Origin of the sequence: Tunturiibacter empetritectus (assembly GCF_014201375.1) — a bacterium.
In the GTDB taxonomy this organism is placed as follows: Bacteria; Acidobacteriota; Terriglobia; order Terriglobales; family Acidobacteriaceae; genus Edaphobacter; species Edaphobacter lichenicola_D.
The window spans coordinates 186,327-205,205 of record NZ_JACHDZ010000002.1 but is presented as its reverse complement, the minus strand read 5'-3'; the positions used below and the strand labels follow the sequence as shown (position 1 = coordinate 205,205).

At 55.9% G+C, this 18,879-nt stretch carries 17 protein-coding genes; 11 read left to right on the top strand and 6 right to left on the bottom strand.

The window, feature by feature from the left end; translation table 11 throughout:
- The 3 genes from HDF10_RS06890 to HDF10_RS06880 are packed head-to-tail and all read left to right on the top strand — an operon-like array spanning nt 1 to nt 3,023.
- On the top strand, nt 1-981 hold the full coding sequence (locus tag HDF10_RS06890) for an alpha-E domain-containing protein (protein WP_183811888.1): 981 nt from the start codon (nt 1-3) through the stop codon (nt 979-981).
- Nucleotides 982-1,989, top strand: coding sequence for an acyltransferase family protein (locus HDF10_RS06885; protein ID WP_183811887.1), 1,008 nt, complete (start codon nt 982-984; stop codon nt 1,987-1,989).
- A gap of 38 nt (nt 1,990-2,027) precedes the next feature.
- On the top strand, nt 2,028-3,023 hold the full coding sequence (locus HDF10_RS06880; protein WP_183811886.1) for a transglutaminase family protein: 996 nt from the start codon (nt 2,028-2,030) through the stop codon (nt 3,021-3,023).
- A gap of 469 nt (nt 3,024-3,492) precedes the next feature.
- Here HDF10_RS06880 and HDF10_RS06875 read toward each other — a convergent pair whose 3' ends face one another.
- The 6 genes from HDF10_RS06875 to HDF10_RS06850 form a co-directional block, all read right to left on the bottom strand.
- Nucleotides 3,493-4,260 (bottom strand): SDR family oxidoreductase, encoded by a 768-nt coding sequence (locus tag HDF10_RS06875; RefSeq protein ID WP_183811885.1) that lies wholly within the window; start codon nt 4,258-4,260, stop codon nt 3,493-3,495.
- Between the two features lie 19 nt (nt 4,261-4,279).
- Entirely contained in the window at nt 4,280-5,632 is a 1,353-nt protein-coding gene (locus tag HDF10_RS06870) for an FAD-binding oxidoreductase (RefSeq protein WP_183811884.1), read from the bottom strand.
- Nucleotides 5,633-5,720: 88 nt separating this feature from the next.
- On the bottom strand, nt 5,721-6,122 hold the full coding sequence (gene rplT, locus HDF10_RS06865; RefSeq protein WP_183811883.1) for a 50S ribosomal protein L20: 402 nt from the start codon (nt 6,120-6,122) through the stop codon (nt 5,721-5,723).
- A 272-nt stretch (nt 6,123-6,394) separates the two neighbouring features.
- Nucleotides 6,395-6,592: a 50S ribosomal protein L35 gene (gene rpmI, locus HDF10_RS06860; RefSeq protein WP_158790949.1), complete on the bottom strand. Its 198-nt coding sequence runs from the start codon at nt 6,590-6,592 to the stop codon at nt 6,395-6,397.
- Between the two features lie 161 nt (nt 6,593-6,753).
- The gene (locus HDF10_RS06855; RefSeq protein ID WP_183812598.1) at nt 6,754-7,281 is read right to left on the bottom strand and encodes a GNAT family N-acetyltransferase; all 528 of its coding nucleotides are present in this window, start codon (nt 7,279-7,281) and stop codon (nt 6,754-6,756) included.
- Nucleotides 7,282-7,431: 150 nt separating this feature from the next.
- Nucleotides 7,432-7,740 (bottom strand): hypothetical protein, encoded by a 309-nt coding sequence (locus HDF10_RS06850; RefSeq protein WP_183811881.1) that lies wholly within the window; start codon nt 7,738-7,740, stop codon nt 7,432-7,434.
- Between the two features lie 347 nt (nt 7,741-8,087).
- On the opposite strand from HDF10_RS06850, the gene gyrB reads away from it, so the two are divergent.
- From gyrB to HDF10_RS06810, 8 genes are all read left to right on the top strand, one after another.
- Nucleotides 8,088-10,682 carry a DNA topoisomerase (ATP-hydrolyzing) subunit B gene (gyrB, locus tag HDF10_RS06845; RefSeq protein ID WP_260177749.1) on the top strand — a complete coding sequence of 865 codons (2,595 nt, stop codon included), beginning with the start codon at nt 8,088-8,090 and terminating at the stop codon, nt 10,680-10,682.
- 736 nt (nt 10,683-11,418) lie between these two features.
- Nucleotides 11,419-12,105, top strand: coding sequence for a VOC family protein (locus HDF10_RS06840; RefSeq protein WP_260177707.1), 687 nt, complete (start codon nt 11,419-11,421; stop codon nt 12,103-12,105).
- A gap of 46 nt (nt 12,106-12,151) precedes the next feature.
- Nucleotides 12,152-12,874, top strand: coding sequence for an SDR family NAD(P)-dependent oxidoreductase (locus tag HDF10_RS06835; RefSeq protein ID WP_183811877.1), 723 nt, complete (start codon nt 12,152-12,154; stop codon nt 12,872-12,874).
- The gene (locus tag HDF10_RS06830; RefSeq protein WP_183811875.1) at nt 12,868-13,356 is read left to right on the top strand and encodes a RidA family protein; all 489 of its coding nucleotides are present in this window, start codon (nt 12,868-12,870) and stop codon (nt 13,354-13,356) included. Before HDF10_RS06835 ends, HDF10_RS06830 begins: the two co-directional genes overlap by 7 nt.
- Before the next feature lie 89 nt (nt 13,357-13,445).
- Nucleotides 13,446-14,549: an NAD(P)H-dependent flavin oxidoreductase gene (locus tag HDF10_RS06825; RefSeq protein WP_183811873.1), complete on the top strand. Its 1,104-nt coding sequence runs from the start codon at nt 13,446-13,448 to the stop codon at nt 14,547-14,549.
- Between the two features lie 205 nt (nt 14,550-14,754).
- Nucleotides 14,755-15,597 (top strand): choice-of-anchor P family protein, encoded by an 843-nt coding sequence (locus tag HDF10_RS06820; protein ID WP_183811871.1) that lies wholly within the window; start codon nt 14,755-14,757, stop codon nt 15,595-15,597.
- A 199-nt stretch (nt 15,598-15,796) separates the two neighbouring features.
- Nucleotides 15,797-18,121 (top strand): CHAT domain-containing protein, encoded by a 2,325-nt coding sequence (locus HDF10_RS06815; protein ID WP_183811869.1) that lies wholly within the window; start codon nt 15,797-15,799, stop codon nt 18,119-18,121.
- 49 nt (nt 18,122-18,170) lie between these two features.
- Nucleotides 18,171-18,827: a hypothetical protein gene (locus HDF10_RS06810; RefSeq protein WP_183811867.1), complete on the top strand. Its 657-nt coding sequence runs from the start codon at nt 18,171-18,173 to the stop codon at nt 18,825-18,827.
- The last annotated feature ends 52 nt before the right edge of the window (nt 18,828-18,879 follow it).

Genomic DNA, 18,879 nt, shown 5'->3' with positions numbered 1-18,879 from the left:
ATGCTGTCACGGGTTGCGGATAGTTTGTACTGGATGAGCCGGTATCTCGAGCGCGCCGAGCATACGACGCGACTGCTGGATGTGAATCTGAACCTGATGCTCGATGAGAGCCCGATCAGTGCAGAGCGGCGATGGCAGCGGGTGCTGCAAGCTCTGGGCAAGCCGAAGAACGTTGAGTGGACCGGTGAACCGTATGCGCTGACGCAGGCGCTGACATTCGATACGGAGAACAAGGCATCAATTCTGTCGTGCATCATCGCAGCACGGGAGAACTCACGACATGTGCGGGAGCAGATCTCTACCGAGCAGTGGCACCGCCTGAACAGTCTCTATCTGCAGGTAACGCGTCCGGAGATTCAGACTCAGTCGGAGGCGCTGGTGCAAGGCATGACACAACCCAGCGAGTTTCTGCAGTCCGTGATGGAGGCCGTCCACCAATTCCAGGGCGTCACAGATTCGACGATGAACCACGGAGAGGGCTGGCAGTTTATTCAGGTGGGGCGGTATATCGAACGGGCGTGCGCGACCGCGCTGTTGCTTCAGGCGTACCATGTCGATCTGTGGGGACACCCGGAGAGAATCGTTGATGGGAATGAATACCTGGACTGGATGGGATTACTGCGTTCGGCGACCGCGTTCGAGGCGTACTGCAAGGTGTATACCGCGGACTTGACGCCGGATCAGATCTTCGAATTTCTTCTGCTCGACGAGGAGTTTCCTCACTCGGTGCGATTTTCAATCGACAGCCTGCAGTGCGCACTGGAGAAGATTCAAGGAGACAGCGGCAAGGCTCGTGCCGAGACGCTGCGCCGGCTGAGCGGCCGGCTGCAATCGTCCCTGAACTACAGTAGCGTTGACGAGATCTTGAACCAGGATGTGCTGGGATATCTGGGCGGAATTCAGGCACAGTGCCGAGCCATTCATGAGACGATCTACGAACTCTATGTGGACTATTCCATTCAGGCGGCCCTGGCAGGATAGATGATCGAACAGGCACTGGCCGGAGAGACACGGGAACCGATTACCAGCGGGAGACGGTCGAACCTTGTGGATCGTGTCAAGGGAATTGCTATCATCCTGGTCGTCTATGGCCACACGGCGCAAGGTGTTGTGCATCGCGGCTGGTGGTCTGGCTCGTGGGCTGATTTTTCCAAAGCTTTCATTTACAGCTTTCACATGCCTGCCTTTTTCTTCGCCTCCGGACTGTTTGTGTGCGGCAGCATTCGACGACGCGGATCAGCCAACTTCGCGCTCGAAAAAGTGAAGACGATCTTGTATCCCTATCTGTTGTTCGCGGTGATCTTTGCTGCGCTTGGCCCTTTGATCCGGCGATTTCAGGTCTCTTATTCGCCGTTTCACTGGAATACGTTCCTCATGAATGTCGCCGATGGAAGCGTGAGCTGGTTTCTGTTCACGCTCTTCTGGTGTTTGCTTCTGGCGCTTCTGACTGTGCGACTTCCGAACTGGCTGCGATTCTTGCTCTCCGTGCTCGTGGGGGTGGCGCCGCTCTACGGAACGTTCCTCACAGACCGCGTGTTGCAGGAGTTCTGTTTTGTGGCCGCGGGAATGTGGGTTGGACATCACATCTTTCGGCTGGAACATACTCCAAAGTGGATGGCGGCGGTTGGTTTTGTGCTGCTTGCCGCCTTCCAATTCGCGGCTATTTATCTTTATGGTTTCGTGAATCGCGGGACCTATATTGTGCTTGGCCTGACCGGGACTGCCGGGCTTTTTCTCCTTTCGCGACTGCTTGAGAGCCACCGGATCGGCGAGGCTCTGGTCTGGGTTGGGCGCGCGTCTCTTGCGATCTTCCTGCTGAGCGCCTTTGCGCAGGGAGCGACCCGTGTTGTGTTGTCCAGCTTGTTTCATACGAACAACCTGTGGCTTCAATTGTTGTTGCCAACGGCGTTCGCAACAGTTCTACCTGCTATTGTTTGGTATCAGCAGGACCGATGGCGGCTGGGATGGCTCTTTCACTGGCCGTTCTAGCATGCGCTGCATCTGCGTAAGACCGGAAGGGACGGGCTATGTACTATTCGATTCGCCATCTGACGAAGTTCCTGTACAGCAACCAGGTCAGCGAGAGCATGATGGAGACGCGGATGCATCCGCGGAGCGACCAGAATCAACGCTGCCTGATGTTCCACCTTTCGGTGAGCCCACGCTGCAGAGTCTTCAGCTATCGCGATCATGTGGCGAACCATGTGCACCACTTCGATATTCCAGGAATGCATGGGCAGTTGGTGATTGTTGCCGAGTCGCTGGTGGAGGTGCAGCCGGCGGCGCAGGTTCCGGCGTTTCTGGCTCCGGACGCGTGGGCGGATCTGGATGCGATGGTGGAGAATGGCGACTATTGGGAGATGCTGTTGCCGAGCGAGTTCGCCGCACCGACGCCGGCGCTGGACGCTCTTGCGGCCGAGTTGGATGTGAGGCGCAGGGACGATCCGCTGATGGTGCTGCATCACCTGAATCAGCAGATCTATGAGTACTTCGACTACAAGCCGAAGTCGACTCATGTCGATTCACCGATCGATCTGGCGTTGAGCACCAAAGCGGGAGTATGCCAGGATTTTGCTCACATCATGATCACGCTGGTGCGGTCGAAGCTGCGAATCCCCTGTCGCTATGTGAGCGGATATCTTTTTCATGGCGAGAGTGACATGGACCGGTCGGTGAGTTCGGCGACACATGCCTGGATTGAGGTTTTGATTCCACACCTGGGATGGGTGGGGTTCGATCCTACGAACTGGCTGGTGGCGGGGGACCGGCATATTCGTACGGCGATCGGGAGGGATTATTCCGATGTTCCGCCAACTCACGGGATCTTTCGGGGCCGAGCGGAGAGCGAGTTGACGGTGGCGGTGCGGGTGACTCCGAGTCTGGGGACTGCGTCTCTCGATCAGGAGCTGCCCGTGCCTGAGGATTGGTCGATTCTGGTGGAGAAGGCGACACAGCTTCCGGAGCAGCCACCTCCGCCAACTCGCCAGCAGCAGATGGCGCAGCAGCAGCAGGAGAACTCCTAGAGGGGTCCCCCCCCCCATATTACCGGCGCGTAAGCTGCTTTTTATCATGGACTTACGCGGGGTGTTGGGCGCCAAATACGTCATAGTAAATGAGTTGCTTGCAGATTCCTCCAAACAAAGGGGTTATGGGATTAAAGCAGGGAGCCCCGGTATTCGCCGGGGCTCCTCTTTCTTCCTGTTTCTATTATAGCGATTTGGGCGGAACTAATGCGCCAGGCGAATTCGCTGGATTGGCGCGGGTTTTGGTGAGTCGGGGGCTTGACAGGTTTTGGGAGGGGCGTGTGTCCTGACGGACGGGCCCACTACGCGTGGGCGACCACTTCGTGGTGGGTATACCGCTTCGCATGGTCCTCCCGTTGGTCGCGGGTGGATCTTGTGCCGACCAACGGGAGGACCACGAGAAGCTTTAAAAAGGCGTGCGAACGCCCGCCCTCAGCGCAGGAGGCCCGCCCGGCAGGACAGAATCTTCTCAAAGGTTGAGTTTCTTGAAGATGCGCTCGGGGATGTTGCGGATGATGAACATGATGGGCTGCCACTGGAACGGAACGTAGAGGATGTCCCTGCGCTTGTCGATGGCGCTGACGATCGATTCCGCGACTGAGTCCACGTCGGCGAACTTCTCGCTCTTGGGCATGCCGGCGGTCATTGCGGTTTTGGTGGGGCCGGGTTTTATGGTGAGGACGGTGACCCCCTCGCGGTCGATACGGTTTCTTAGGCCGTCGAGGAATGCGGAGAGGCCGGCCTTTGAGGAGCCATAGACGTAGTTGGACTTGCGGCCTCGTTCGCCGGCTACCGAGGAGAGCACGGCTAAGGTGCCCGCATGGCGCTGGACGCAGAAGTTCGCGAGCCAGGTGAGGAGCGAGACCGGCGCCATGAAGTTGGTGTGGAGAATCTGAGCGGCGGTGTTGAAGTCGCGCTCGGCTTCGGACTGGTCGCCGAGGACGCCGTGGGCGAGGTAGGCGATGTCCATGCCTGTGAGGGAGTTGACGGCGTGGGCCAGGAGCGAGGGATGCTGGTCGGTGTCGTCGAGGTCGGCGACGGCGGTGTCGACGTAGCTGGCGCCGCGAGTCTTGAGGTCGGCAGTGACGGCGGCGAGTTTTTCGGCGTTGCGGGCGACCAGAAAGAGGCTTGCTCCCTGCGACGCCCAGATGCGACAGGTTGCTTCGGCGATGCCGGAGGTTGCGCCGAGGACGAGGATCTTGCGAGGAGTAGAGGTCGATTGCGGGGTGGTGCTCATAGGCTTGCTGTGTCCGGTCTTAGGAATTTTGGGTGACGCGCTCCCAGAAGCTGGAGGTAAGCATGGGGTCGCGGTATCGTGCGAACTGCTCCCATTGTGGGTAGAAGGACTGGAATTGATGGGCGGTCATGGCGGCGTCTTTGGCTGGATAGAGGCGACCGCCGAACTCGAGGGTCATGTCGGCGAGTCGCTGAAAGAGTGGGAAGCTCTTGTCGGGTTTGATGGGGAAGTCGAGGGCGAGGGTGATGCCGGGTTTTGGGAAGCTCATCATGCCCGGGGATGGAACGTCACCGAAGGCTTTGAGGACGGCGAGGAAGCTGGCGAGGCCGGATTTGGCGACTTCGCGGAGGATGGCGACGGTTCCCTCTTTGGCGTGCTCCCAGGGGATGACGTACTGAAACTGAAGGAGGCCGCGTTTGCCGTACATGCGGTTCCAGCGGAGAACCTTGTCGAGAGGGTAGAAGAAGGGCTCGTAGTCCTGGAGGGCGACGGCTCGTTTGTGGATCTGCTTGTGGAAGAACGCGGTGTTGAAGAGGCTGACGGTGAGGGCGTTGAGGGCGAAGCCGGGAGCTTCAAAGGGAAAGATCAACTTCGGTTTGGGCGAGGGCTTGAGATCGTCTTTTTTGGCCGAGTGATCGCCCTGCATGAAGACGCCGCGGGCGAAGTTGCGGCCTTTGGAGGTGACGTCGACCCAACTGACGGTGTACTCGATGTCCTTTGCCTGATTGGTGAGGTCGAGAAACTCGTCTATGCCGTGGAACTGAATGCCCTCGTAGTCGATCTTGCGGGAGACGATGGGCTTGAGGCGGAGGGTGGCCCAGGTGATGACGCCGGTGAGGCCGAGGCCGCCGATGGTTGCGGAGTAGAACTCGGGGTTTTCCGTGGGGGAGCAGATCATCCGGGAGCCGTCGGAGCGGACGAGCTCGAACTGGGCGATGTGGCGACCAAAGGTTCCGGCGGTGTGGTGGTTTTTGCCGTGGATGTCGTTGGCTATTGCTCCGCCGAGGGTTACATATTTTGTGCCGGGCGTGACGGGAAGGAAGAAGCCTCTGGGAACGGAGAAGTCGAGGATCTGCGCGAGGGTGACGCCGGCTTCGGCAGTGAGGAGGCCGGTCTCGGGGTCGAAGTCGATGAGGCGATTCATTGCGGTGGTGACGAGGAGGTTGCCGTCCTTGAGGAGGCAGACGTCGCCGTAGCTTCGGCCCATGCCGACGGGGAGTGCGCCGTTGTGGAGGTTGGCGGTGAGTGCGGGAAAGTCGCTCTGCCAGTGGAGCGGGAGGAGTTTTGCGCCGTAGGTTGGGTAGCGGCCCCAGGATTCGAAGGGAGCTTGCACTGGGGAGGTCGCTTCCTCTGTTGCGGTTGGATCTGGCATAGGGACAGGATACTGGTTCATGGCGATGGCGTGATTAAAAAGGGAGAGGCACAGCCTGTGCCGTGCCTCTTCTGAAACTGCTGCGCTGTTAGGCGGCAGCAGAGGTGCGATTTGCGGCGTGCTTGTCTGCTGCAATCTTCAGGGCTGACTTTGCCTGCACGGTAAGGGCGGCAAAACCAGCTGCGTCGTTGGCGGCGATGTCAGCGAGAACCTTGCGGTCGAGCTGGTTGCCGGCGAGTTTGAGGCCGTTGATGAAGGTCGAGTAGCTCATGCCGTTGATGCGGCAGGCTGCATTGATGCGGACGATCCAGAGGGCGCGGAACTGGCGCTTCTTCTGTTTACGGCCGGTGTAGGCGAACTTGAGTCCGCGCTCGACGGCTTCCTGAGCAGCCTGGTAGAGCTTGGACTTGGTGAGGAAGTAACCACTCGCGCGCTTGAGGATCTTTTTGCGGCGATCGTTGCGTTTTGTACTCCGTTTTACACGGGGCATCTTGCTTCTCCTTTTGCGTACTTCGTTTAAGCGGCTGGAGGTAAGGGTCGCATTCTCGTCTCAATCAGAATTAGTGGGTGTTCTGAAAGGGACTCGTGAGAACGACGATGGTGGCCTCTTCACTCGCTATGCAACTTCAAGTCTCGGTGGAATCGCTAACGCGCTTCCAGGGGCCGGAACGCTTTGCTGGCCCTTTGTTTTTGAGGCGGCTCGACTTGAAAAACTTATACTTCCCTTATTCCTAAAACGAAAGACCTTCTTCGGTCTTTCTATCAGGCGTAAGGAAGCATCCGGGCAACCTTGTGATGATCCGCATCGGAGATAAGCGCCGACCCGCCGAGCTTGCGCTTGGTCTTGGTGGCCTTCGAGGTGAGGATGTGGCGCATCTTGGACTGGCCGCGCTTGAACTTGCCGGTGCCGGTCTTATGAAAGCGCTTGGCTGCGCCGCTGTGTGTCTTCAACTTTGGCATGGTGTTCCTGACGAAAACTGTGTTCTGGACAACTTTCTAAGTATATACGAGGGTTGTGGTTGCGGACCGATCTTATTTAGTGCGGTTTTGGGGAGCACCCGAAACACCGCCGCAAATCCTTGTAAATAAGTGGCTTGAGGTTAGGCGCCTTCGGGGAGATGCTAAACGAGGGTTTTCTCGAATACCTCAAAGTGCAGGTCGTCACGAAGTGGCATCCCGAAGCGTTGATCGCCGTAGGGGAATGGCTCTGTCTTGCCCGTGCGGCGGTATCCGCGACGCTCATACCACTCGATGAGCGAATGACGAAGCCAGATGACGGTAATCCTGACTCGTTGCGCTCCACGGGCTTTCACGTAGTCCTCGGCATAAGACAAAAGCGTCCGGCCAAGTCCATCGGCCTGGCGCTGCGGGTCAATGGCAAGCATCGAGAGATACCACACCAACGGATCGTCCGTGGGCTCAAGTGATACACACCCCGCGAGAGGGGCCTTGTCGTGGTCCCGCATCAATAGAATGGTGGCGTTACCGTTTGCGAATGTCTCAGCAAGGATGGTCGAGTCGATTCTCTGCCCGCCTATCACCTTAGCTTCGCTTGCCCATCCAGCTTCAGAGCTTTTGCCTCGATAGGCATTGTTAACAAAGGTGACGAGCTCGTCGACGTCGGCAGAAGTAGCGGGAACAAAGATCATCTTCAATTATTATGCCTTCTCCATCTCTGACTAGAAAGGAAGGCTCTGGTTGAAAAACCTAGTCTCCTGAAGAATAAAAATGACCCTCCGAAGAGGGTCATTTTTGGGCTCTCGCGAGCGTTTGTCAGGTAGTCAGGATTACGTGTTCCGCTATCCCTTTGGACCAACAGAGGAACCACCACCAGAGCTGGAGCCGCCGCCAGTGCTGCTGCCGCCACCGCCGGTGTTGCTGCCACCACCGCCAGTGCTGCTGCCACCGTGGCCGGGGCAGTTACCGCCGTTGGCGCCTTTGCCACCGCCGTCGTGGTCATGGTCGTGGTCATGGTCGTGATGGCACCAGCCGAACCAGGACCACGAGCTGCCGCTATCGTGATCATGGTCACAGGCGAAGGCTGAGCTGGAGGTTGTAAGCAGTGAGAATCCAACGATCGATACTGCGATCAAACGGTTCAATTTCATTGGTTCACCTCGGGGAGTTACGAGCCGAAGCATAACAAGCCACTTGGGTTAGGGGAGTACAACTTTCGGAGCACCGGCCACGGTTACCAATGGGCCAGCAATTGCTTCAGGGCAGCCTCTAACTAGGTCCCCAAGCGGCTCCAAACCTCCCGCAGCGTGCTATACTTAAGACACTGAGAGTCAGGCTAGAACGTGTGTAAAGCGCTGTAACGGCGCGGGTTTTCGCGGATTGCGCGTACACGGGACGGGCTGAAAATCCTGCAACTTCAGCAACCGCTGAACGGAGATACATGGCATCGACTGCAATCCCCACCGAAGGTGCTCTTTTAGAGCTTGAAGCTGGCAAAATGAAGGACGCTCCCGCAAAAGGAAAAGAGGGTGGCGGCTATTCGGCTGAAAATATCACCGTTTTGGAAGGGCTGGCTGCGGTTCGACTAAGGCCGGCGATGTATATCGGCTCGACAGGTGAGCAGGGGCTGCATCATCTGGTGTATGAGGTGGTCGATAACTCGGTCGACGAGGCGCTGGGTGGGCACGCGACGAAGATCGATGTGACGATCCATGTCGATAATTCGATTACCGTGGTCGACGACGGGCGCGGGATTCCGGTTGACGACAAGGTAATCAACGGAGAGAAGATGCCGGCGGTGCAGGTGGTGTTGACCATGCTGCATGCGGGCGGTAAGTTCGACGCTTCGAACTATAAGGTCTCGGGTGGTCTGCACGGTGTCGGCGTGAGTTGCGTGAATGCACTGAGCGAAGAATTCGATGTCGAGATCTGGCGCGATAACCACGCATGGGAGCAGGACTACTCCAAAGGTGCGCCGATCAGTAAGCTGCGCAAGATGGGGGCTTCGACGCGCAAGGGCACCAAGGTCCACTTCCTTCCGGACAAGTCGATCTTTACGGTGACCGAGTTCAACTACGACACACTGGCGCAACGGCTGCGGGAGCTCGCCTTTTTGAATAAAGGGCTGGAGATTCATCTGACCGACCAGCGCACAACGGACTCGAAGACCGGGGAGTACAAGCACCAGGAGTTCAAGTACATTGGCGGGATTGCCGAGTTCATCAAGCATCTGAACAAGGGCAAAGCAGTGCTGCATGATAAGCCGATCTACATGGAGGCCGAGCGGGATAACGTGGCCATGGAGATTGCGCTGCAGTACAACGACGCCTACTCCGAGACGGTGTTTACGTTTGCGAACAACATCAACACAGTCGACGGCGGAACGCATCTTTCGGGGTTCAAGACGGCGCTGACCAGGACGATCAATGCTGCGGGGCAGTCGCTGGGTCTGTTCAAGGACGTGAAGGAAAATCTGAGCGGCGATGATGTGCGCGAGGGTCTTGTGGTTGTGATCAGCGTTAAGTTGTCGCAGCCGCAGTTTGAAGGGCAGACCAAGGGCAAGCTGAACTCGGATATCGCCGGAACGGTGCAAGCCTTCGTGAACGAGCGGTTGGGTGCGTTTCTGGAGCAGAATCCCTCGGTTGCGAAGAAGATCATCAACAAGGCGATTGATGCAGCACGAGCGCGTGAGGCTGCGCGTAAGGCTCGCGACCTGACTCGCCGCAAAGGTGCGCTCGACGGCGGCGGGTTGCCAGGTAAGCTGGCGGATTGCTCGGAGCGACAGCCGGATCGGTGTGAGCTTTATCTGGTTGAGGGTGAGAGCGCCGGTGGAACGGCCAAGCAAGGTCGCGACCGGAAGTTCCAGGCGATTTTGCCGTTGAAGGGTAAGATTCTCAACGTTGAGAAGGCTCGTTACGACAAGATGCTGGGGCACGAAGAGATTCGCGCCATGATTACGGCGCTTGGCTGCGGCATTGGTAAAGACGACTTCGACGCCAGCAAGTTGCGGTATGGCAAGTTGATCTTGATGACCGACGCCGACGTAGACGGATCGCACATTCGCACGCTGTTGTTAACGTTCTTCTTCCGTCATATGACGGAGCTGATCAAGCGTGGACATGTCTATATTGCACAGCCACCGCTCTATCGTATTAAGAAGGGTAAGTTCGAGCAGTACATCAAGGACGATCGCGAGTATGTAAGCGTGATGGTGAAGCGTGCCTCCGACGGCATGGTCATTCGTTACGGCAAAGACGGCGGCCGCCTTGAAGGTGCGGCGCTTACCAAATACATGGGACAGTTGAACGACTATCTTAGTTACTTCGATAAAGTACAGAAACGCTTACGGAATGACGATGTGACGCAGGCGTTCGCTGAGTTGTTTGCTCATGAAGGTAAGGATTCTGTGCGACGCGTGGACTTCGAGACACCCGCCAAGGTGGAAGCCATGCGCGAGCGGCTGGTAGGAATGCAGAAGACCTACCAGTTCAAGAATGTTGGCGATGTCGTGATGGACGAGGAGCACAGGAGCTACTCGGTGAGCTATACCGACGCGCAGGGTGCGGTAAGAACGATTGACTGGGCACTGGCTTCAGCTCCGGAGAGCCGGCAGATGCTGGCTAAGCACGCACAGATCAAAGAGCAGCTGGTAGCGCCGTTCTTTATCGAGTATGCAGCGAAGACCAAAGCTGAGACAGCTGCAGAAGAAGCCGAGGAGATTGCTTCTGAAGAAGGCGTTGCGGAGACCGCCTCTGCTCCAGGAACGGTGGCAGAGGTAAAGCCGGCTAAGAGAGCGAGCAAAGCATCGCAGGATCCAGTGGAGAAGAAGACTGCACGCGATGTGTTCGAGTATGTCATCGAACAAGGCAAGAAGGAATATCAGGTTCAACGGTACAAGGGACTGGGTGAGATGACAGCGCCGCAACTATGGGAGACGACGATGGATCCAGAGCGTCGCACGCTGTTGCAGGTGAAGCTCGAAGACATTGCGGCCTGTGAAGAGATCTTTACGACTCTTATGGGTGAGGATGTAGAGAGCCGACGCAAGTTCATCGAAGAAAATGCACTGGACGTGAAGAACCTGGATATTTAGCTAGAGTGTCGTCGTCATAAACCTGCATCCGGCTATTGGCAACTTCGTCTATTCTATTGAGCAAGACATGAAGTCGGCACGCCAACTCGGCATTGCTCTTTATTGCTGGTGTCCTATCTGACCCCGGCAATGGCCTCATGGTTTCCGATGTGCAGATGAATGCGAAGGAACGTGCCTGCTGCCGGACGATGCAGACGATGCGCTGGATACGAAGGCGGTAAGCTATCATCCGATTGCGGTTGCCATAATCTGGATGACGGAAACGGAGTGGCTCCACCCGACTTCTATCGCAGCGGGCTGTTGAACAGGCATACTACTCGCCTCCACAGCCCCCACCGAGTTCTATCTCCGTTCTCAGAATCTAGCCCGCTCCTTTCTCGCTCTGTGTTTGCCGAGCAGGCGCATTCGTGTTTGCGCGTGCCGGTAATATTCTGAACCGCAATCGAGATTGGAGTCAGTATGAACGTGGTTTTTTGGACCGCCACGCTCGTGCTTGCCAGCGATGAACAACTCTGCCACCCTTGCAGAAAGGCAAGGCTTCTATGAAGGCGGTGGCGCGCTCGATTCTGGCGGTACGCAGGAGTGTTCCATAAAGAAAGTCGCCGGGACTCTCGTAGGAATACGAAGAGCACATAGAGCAATACCCAAAGTATCAAGCCTCCAGCGAATCCTAACCACGGTACACAGAATCCGATGAGATGCACAGGCAGAAATCAAGTCTGGGGAGGGGTACGGTATGGAAAAGCGAGAATCGTTGACCGGAAAAGACGCCCGTCGCACGGATGTGACTAGCGGCGCGGGTGTAGACATGAAGCCGGAGGCAATCGTCATCCCCCTCTCGGATGTCGATCGCGCGAAGAAGTTTTACGCGAGGCTCGGATGGCGGCTCGACGCAGACTTCGCCTTTGATAATGGCTTTCGGGTCGTTCAATTCACGCCACCAGGTTCGGGTGGATCGGTTCAGTTCGGCACAAAGATCACACCAGCCGCGCCCGGCTCCGCTCAGGGACTCTATCTGATCGTCTCTGATATTGACGCTGCGCGCTCTGACCTCGTCGCTCACGGTGTCGATGTTAGCGAGGTCTTCCACGCCGGCACGCCCGGAGCTCAGTTCCAGCTCGACGGAAGGAGTGGCCGTGTCAGCGGACCTGCACCGGGTCACGCCAGTTACAGTTCCTTCGTCACATTCCATGATCCGGACGGGAATGGGTGGTTGTTGCAGGAGGTTACAACCCGGCTGCCTGGACGTGTCGCTGGTGACACAACGTTCGCATCTGTGAGCGAGTTATCGCAGGCGCTGAAACGCGCCGCGACCGCACACGGACAACACGAGACGCAGACTGGGCAAGCCGATCCCAACTGGCAAGACTGGTATGCCGAGTACATGGTGCGTGAGCAGGCCGGCGAAAAGGTGCCCCAATAACGGCCACATCATGGCGGCAAGTAATTCAGTAGATATAGGAGGAAGTATGAAGAAGAATCAAACAGTCATCGTAACGGGAGCATCACAAGGTATCGGGGCCGCAATTGTGCAGGCCTTTCTGGATCGCGGCTATAACGTCGTTGCAACCTCGCGCAGCGTTTCCAAGGCTGGCTTCGCGCCGTCCGCGAACCTCGCGCTGGTTGACGGAGACATCGGTCAGGCAGCTACGGCTGAGAAGGTTGCACAGACCGCGGTTGCCAAGTTTGGCTCGATCAACCATGTGGTCAACAATGCGGGCATCTTCTCGGCTAAGCCCTTCACGGAGTACACCGCTGGGGAGTTTCGCAATCTCGTTTCTACCAACCTGGAAGGGTTCATCTTCATCACCCAGCTCGCGGTGAAACAGATGCTGTCGCAGGGCATCGGCGGCAGCGTGACAACCATTACCGCCTCATTGGCCACTAATCCCATCGCGGGACTTCCGGCGTCGATTTCGATGATCACCAAGGGCGGACTCAACGCAATTACTGTCAGCCTCGCCAGCGAATACGCGAAGAGCAGCATCCGCTTCAATGCTGTCGCGCCCGGCGTGGTCGACACCCCTCTTCACAAGAGCAATCCGAAAGACTTCCTGAAGACCCTTTCGCCAATGGGCGCGATTTCCGATTCGAAGGACGTCGCTGATGCCGTTGTTTATCTGACAGAAGCACGGCACGTCACTGGGGAGGTGCTGCACGTGGACGGCGGTGCGCACTCAGGCCGATGGTAAGCCGCAAGGGTGCCTCGGCAGCTGACGTGGATAGCCGGCTGAAAGAGCTTGGCATCCATCTTCCAGCCGCTCCGACTCCGCTCGGCACGTATGTAGAAGCGGTGCAGACGGGGAACCTGCTCTTTCTGAGCGGCATGCTGCCAATAGTCGACCACAAGCCGAAGTATGTTGGCAGGATAGGTAAGGAGCTCGATGCGGAGTCTGGACAGGATGCTGCCCGGACGGCTGCACTGAACGCCCTCGCCACCGCCAAAGAGCACCTGGGTTCTCTTGATCGCGTGACACGCGTCGTTCGGATAGGCATCTTCATGGCGACATCAGGCGACTTCTTCGATCAGCCGCGTGTCGCCGATGGTGCTTCGGATCTGTTTCGGGATGTATTCGGTACAGAAAACCTCCCTGTCCGTCTCGTGATCGGTGTCGCCAGCCTTCCGCTTGGGCTGCCTGTGGAGTTGGAGGTCATCTTCGAGGTCAAGGGCTAGCGCATGAGAAGCTGGTGTGTCGTCGGTCGTCGGTACGGAACGAAAGTTGAACGGCCGCTTCGGCGAAGAGTTCGACGTGGAGCAGGTGTATGGGTAAAGCATGGAATCAGACGCGCGTTGCAGAGATTCTCGGCATTGAGTATCCGATCATCCAAGGTCCGCTTGGCGGCTTCTCTTCGCAGAGATTAGCTGCAGCCGTTTCAAACTTCGGCGGGCTCGGCTCATTTGGTGCTCATGGGTTCGAGCCCGGTGCAATCGGCGACATGATCGCGGAGATTCGCTCGCTCACGGTGAAGCCGTTTGCGATGAACCTCTGGGTCTCGATGGAGGACGATGGAGCACGCACCTCCGATGCGGCAGCCTTTCAAAGGGCTGCGTCGCATCTTGCTCCGTATATCTCTGAAGTCGGAGGTACACAACCTAACCATAGTCCCTACAAGCCAATTCGCTTCGAGGCACAAGCTCGCATCCTTCTAGACGCAAAGGTGCCGGCGTTCTCTTTTATCTATGGCATTCCTCCGGCGGAGATCCTCGAAGAGGCCAAGAGGCAGGGGATCGTGACCCTCGGCACGGCCACAACTATGGACGAAGCGACCGCATTGGAGCAAGCTGGAGTCGATATCGTCGTCGCGTCGGGCTTCGAGGCCGGAGGACATCGAGGCTCCTTCCTGCAAAGCTCAGAAGATTCGCTGACAGGCACCATGTCTCTCGTGCCGCAGACTGTGGATGCGATCTCTATTCCCGTAGTTGCCGCAGGTGGGATTGCAGACGCACGCGGAATCATTGCCGCTCTTGCGCTCGGCGCTGAGGGAGTTCAGATGGGAACCGTATTTCTGGCGACAGAAGACTCTGGCGCTCACCCGCTGCATCGCGAAGCGATTCTTAAGGGTACGGCTCGACAAACAGCACTCACGCGCGGATTTACGGGGAGATTGGCTCGCGGGATCAAGAACAATTTACTTGGTGTCATGAACCAGCCAGGCACGGAGATTCTGCCCTATCCGCTGCAGAGAGCGTTGATGCGTAATCTGGCGATCCCCGCACAAAAGGCCGGGCGGGCGGATTTGCTGGCTCTTTGGGCAGGACAGAGTGCCTCCTTGGCCCATGAAATCGACGTTAATGAGTTATTGAAATCACTGGTGACTGGAGTCGCTGCTCGATATGAGAATTGCGCAGGCGAAGGGTCCAAATGACTTCATGACTCTGCATTTTTTGCAGTGGCCATTTCTGTGAGGCGATACTCAGCTATTGAAGAATGGTGACGAGAGCCTCTACGAGAAAACCGTCCATCAACGCAGAATTCATTCATTAAGGCTTGGGCGGTGTCACGAATCATCGTTTCATGACACCATCCTCTTATAAGCACTTTGACACCCCCAAAAGAATGGAGCGTTCGGTATGAGTGGAAAGGTTTTTCTTTTCAACGCGCATGGTTTCGCAATCGGTGGCAGGATCACGCAGCCTTACCAGGCAGAATTAGGCAGCCATGCCGCGACCTCTCTTCCTATTGTCGGAGGCACCGCCTCGGCAGAATCAAGTAATTACAATTTTAAGCATTTGGTCTCTTATCGTTCAGCTCGCACCCACATCAGTGGGATCAAGGGCGAAGACGGGTCTCATAACACATCGGTAAGTTGCGCGGTGGAAGGCCTGAATATTCTGGACGTAATTACGGCAGATGCTGTCATCGGGCGGTTGTCCTCAAGACACAATGGAGTCGATGAGCCGGAAATCATACCGCTCGGAAGCTCTTTTGTGAATCTGAAGATTGCAGGTCAACCTGTTGAAGTAGAGCTAGATGACGATCTGTTTGCACGTCACAAAACCTACTCAACTCTGCTAGATCATTACCAGCACCAAAGAAGCAGCTCTAAGGTAAAAGCCCCGAAAAATGCCCCTGCAAAAGTTCGATATCTGTGGAATGGCGTTGACTCTGATATTCCAGCAAAGCTGGATAAGGGAATGTTGGCGCCAACCGGGACGGGCTGGGAACATTCCCACGGCGTTTTACATAGCAGTTTGGTGAAGAGCGTCCGAACGGCGAAATCAACAGTTTCTTTACAGGAACTTCCTTACGGTTACGCAATCCACATACCACACTTTGGCAGTGTTTATCTTGCAGAGCTGTTTTGTTCGGCTGACACGAAGCGCCTCACGATGCTACGGGTAGAATTGGGAAGTCCCGTAGTTGGATCTTTGGCAGTCACTGGGCCGGTCACAAATGGCAACTGGTATCCGTAAGCTGAAAACTTCGTTTGTACTCTCTTTACTGCTGGATACAGGGTGCAGAAGAGCACCAAGCCCCTTCGTCCTGAGCACGGCTTATCGAGCGGCGGAGAGTTCTCTACAGCGCGGCGATCTAAGGGAGTCACTAAGTGAAACGAGTGACGCGCTCGCGAAGATAGACAAAAGAGATACTAATTCGATTTGGCGCTTTCGCTTGCTTGAAGCCGAGATACTGATGTGGCAGGGCCGTTCCCAGGACTCTCTAACCGTGCTGGAGGCTGTGGACCCTGGCGAACCGAGTGATCCCGAACTTCAAGCCCGTAGAAGCACACTACAGGGTACCGCTGAAAGCAATTTGCAGATGCTTCCTCAAGCCGCGGAGATGTTCGCGCGTACAGAGAGTATGCCCGGTGCGAGATTGCCTGGGGTCAGGGTCGATCTTGATCTGGGTGAAGGGAAGTTGGCAGTTTTCCGGCACGATCCGGTTGGATCAGAGCGGCTCTTTCATAACGCACTCAACCTTGCGCTAGATAGTGGCCTCACATTTGGGGCAAGCAAGGCACTGGGAAATCTCGGGATGCTTAAAATGTCCCAAAACCGCTACGTCGACGCGGCGGACTACTTTAGTGAATCGCTAGCGGCAGCTAAGAAATTGAATGCGCAATCCTTGATCGTCAGAACGACGGGCAACCTGGGCTGGGCTTACCTTCAGATAGGCGACCTTGATCGTGCTTCTGAACTCTTCGATGAATCAGCCAGCGAATCCCATCGACTTGGATTGCCTGCGGACGAAAAGACGGCGCTGATGAGCATTGCTGCGATCCACTTTATGCAACACGATCTCAGAACGGCGGAGACCTCTTACCAGCGAGCGTTGGAACTGGCAGAACAATTGGGCAACCGCCAGGAAGAGGCGTATGCCCTGATAGATCTCGCTCAAATTCAGATCGAACGGAAAAATTATGGGGCGGCGGAAGGCTACAACAAACGATCTCTAGAGATCGAGAGGGCGATGGGTGATCACGAAACAGAGCTTTACTCGCTGGTCAATGAGGCGCAGATCGCCTCGCTGAGGCAGGATTATGAAGCCGCTGAGCGATGTTTGATGAGGGTTGTCCATGATCGAAGAGCCAGTCCGCTTCTGGAGGCCCAAGCGCTATCGACGTTTGCTACGCTGGACACTCAGCAGAATCATTTCCAAGCAGCAGAAATGCACTTCGAGGAAGCGATCGCGTCGCTGGACACTCAACGTGGATTGCTGAATCGTGAAGAGTTTAAACTCTCCTTTCCCACGAATGAAAAAGCTATCTATGACGACTACATCGATTTTCTTATCGAAAGGAAGCAGACCGATAAAGCGTTCAAAGTGACAGAGATGCATAAGGCCCGGACACTGACCGAAGAGTTCTACTCGAGGAATCGGCTAGGTTCTCGAGGCATAAGTCTGGCTCAGGCAAGGAAAGTTGCAGGCCGATCGGGGCATACGATCCTCTCGTACTGGTTGGGCCCCCACAAAAGCTACCTCTGGACGTTTCAGGCAAAAGAATCACACTTGTATATTCTTCCGGGCGAGGATAAGATTCGTCCGCTGGTTGATGCCTATCGGAATCATCTGACTGGGGCGTTCAGCTCGCTGGATAAAGGTGATGAAGAAGGCAAGGAGTTGTACCAGATCCTGATCGCTCCGGTTGAATCCCTGATTGCGCCGCAGTCAAGAGTCGTCATCGTTCCGGACGAAGAGCTATGTGGCGTGAACTTCGAGACTCTCATAACGACATCGAAAGTTCCGCACTACTGGATTGAAGACGTGTCGGTTACAACTGCAAGTTCTGCTGCGTTACTGGCTTACGGGGGTCATCAAGAGAGAGAGGTAATAAGGCAGAAACAAAGGAAATTGCTTTTGATCGGGGACCCTTTGCCACTTGCGTACTATCCGCCTCTTCCTCATGCAGAGGAAGAGATCATGCTGATCAAAAGTCACTTTGCACCTGAGCAGGAGACCATTGTCTCTGGCGGAAAAGCCACTCCTGAGGCTTACTTTAGGGCAAAGCCAGAGCAATACGATCTCATACACTTTGTCGCTCATGGCAAAGCAGACCGGGTAACCCCTCTCAACTCAGCCATTTTACTTTCAGGGCAGGCCAATTCTCCGAACCTGCTCGCCCGCGATATTGCCAGTACGAGGTTGTATGCCAAGCTGGTAACGATTTCTGCTTGTGATAGCGCCGGCAAAAGAATCTACTCCTCGGAAGGGTTGGTCGGACTCTCGTGGGCGTTCCTGCGCGCTGGCGCGCATAATGTTGTCGCCTCCTTATGGGAAGTCAACGACGCTTCGACTCCTAAGCTGATGGATGTTTTCTATGCCGCTATCGCCCGAGGGGAGGAGCCAGAACTGGCTCTTCGCTCTGCAAAACTATCGCTATTGCACTCCCAAAGCGCTTATAGCCGGCCTTTCTTTTGGGCCCCTTTCGTCCTATACGAGGGTGCCGGATCATCCTATAAGTACCCTTCAACACAAAAGATAACCTTCAATCACTGAAACGTTTAGATTCTGCGTGTCACCATCTAATATGAAGGCGGGAGTCAGAATGGACCACGAAGGCTCAGTCAAAAGCCAAGCGGTAGAAAGATATCTGCTGGGTGACATGCCTGCTGCGTCGCAGGAAGACTTTGCTGCACACTTTTTCTCATGCACAGAATGTGCCGAAGATCTGAAGATGACTTCCTTGTTTCTTGATGTTACGAGAACGGTAATAAAGGAAGATAAGATCGTCGGCCAAGCGTCCGTTAAGAAATCCCCCCTCTCACGATGGCGCTCTGCGAGGTATGCAATTGCGGCCTCCGTCGCTTGCCTCTCTTTCATGCTCTATCAAAATCTGGTCGTCATTCCACGACTCAAGACAGCTGCTGCTCCTCAGGCGGTCGAAGTCTTTCCGATAACTAATGCCGAATCCCGGGGTGGGGCGCAGACAGCCATCTCGCCCGTTGCGGGAAAGCCTTATCTTCTGCTGGTTGATATTCCACCTCACGACGAGCGTTACCGCATCCGCTTTGTAATTTCAAATGCAGCCGGGGTCGAAGTATTCGCAGATGAGGTGCCGGATAAAATCGCGCAAAACACTGTACCGTTCCTGATTTCTCCCTGGATCCTGATCAGGGGAGAATATAGCCTACAGATTCTGGGCAGGTCAGAAGAAAAAGATTCCTTCACGACAGTTGCTCGATACTCCTTTCACGTCAATTAAGCTTAAGCGAGAGCATCGATTCAGAGCCGAACACAGCCTTTTGAATTGTTTG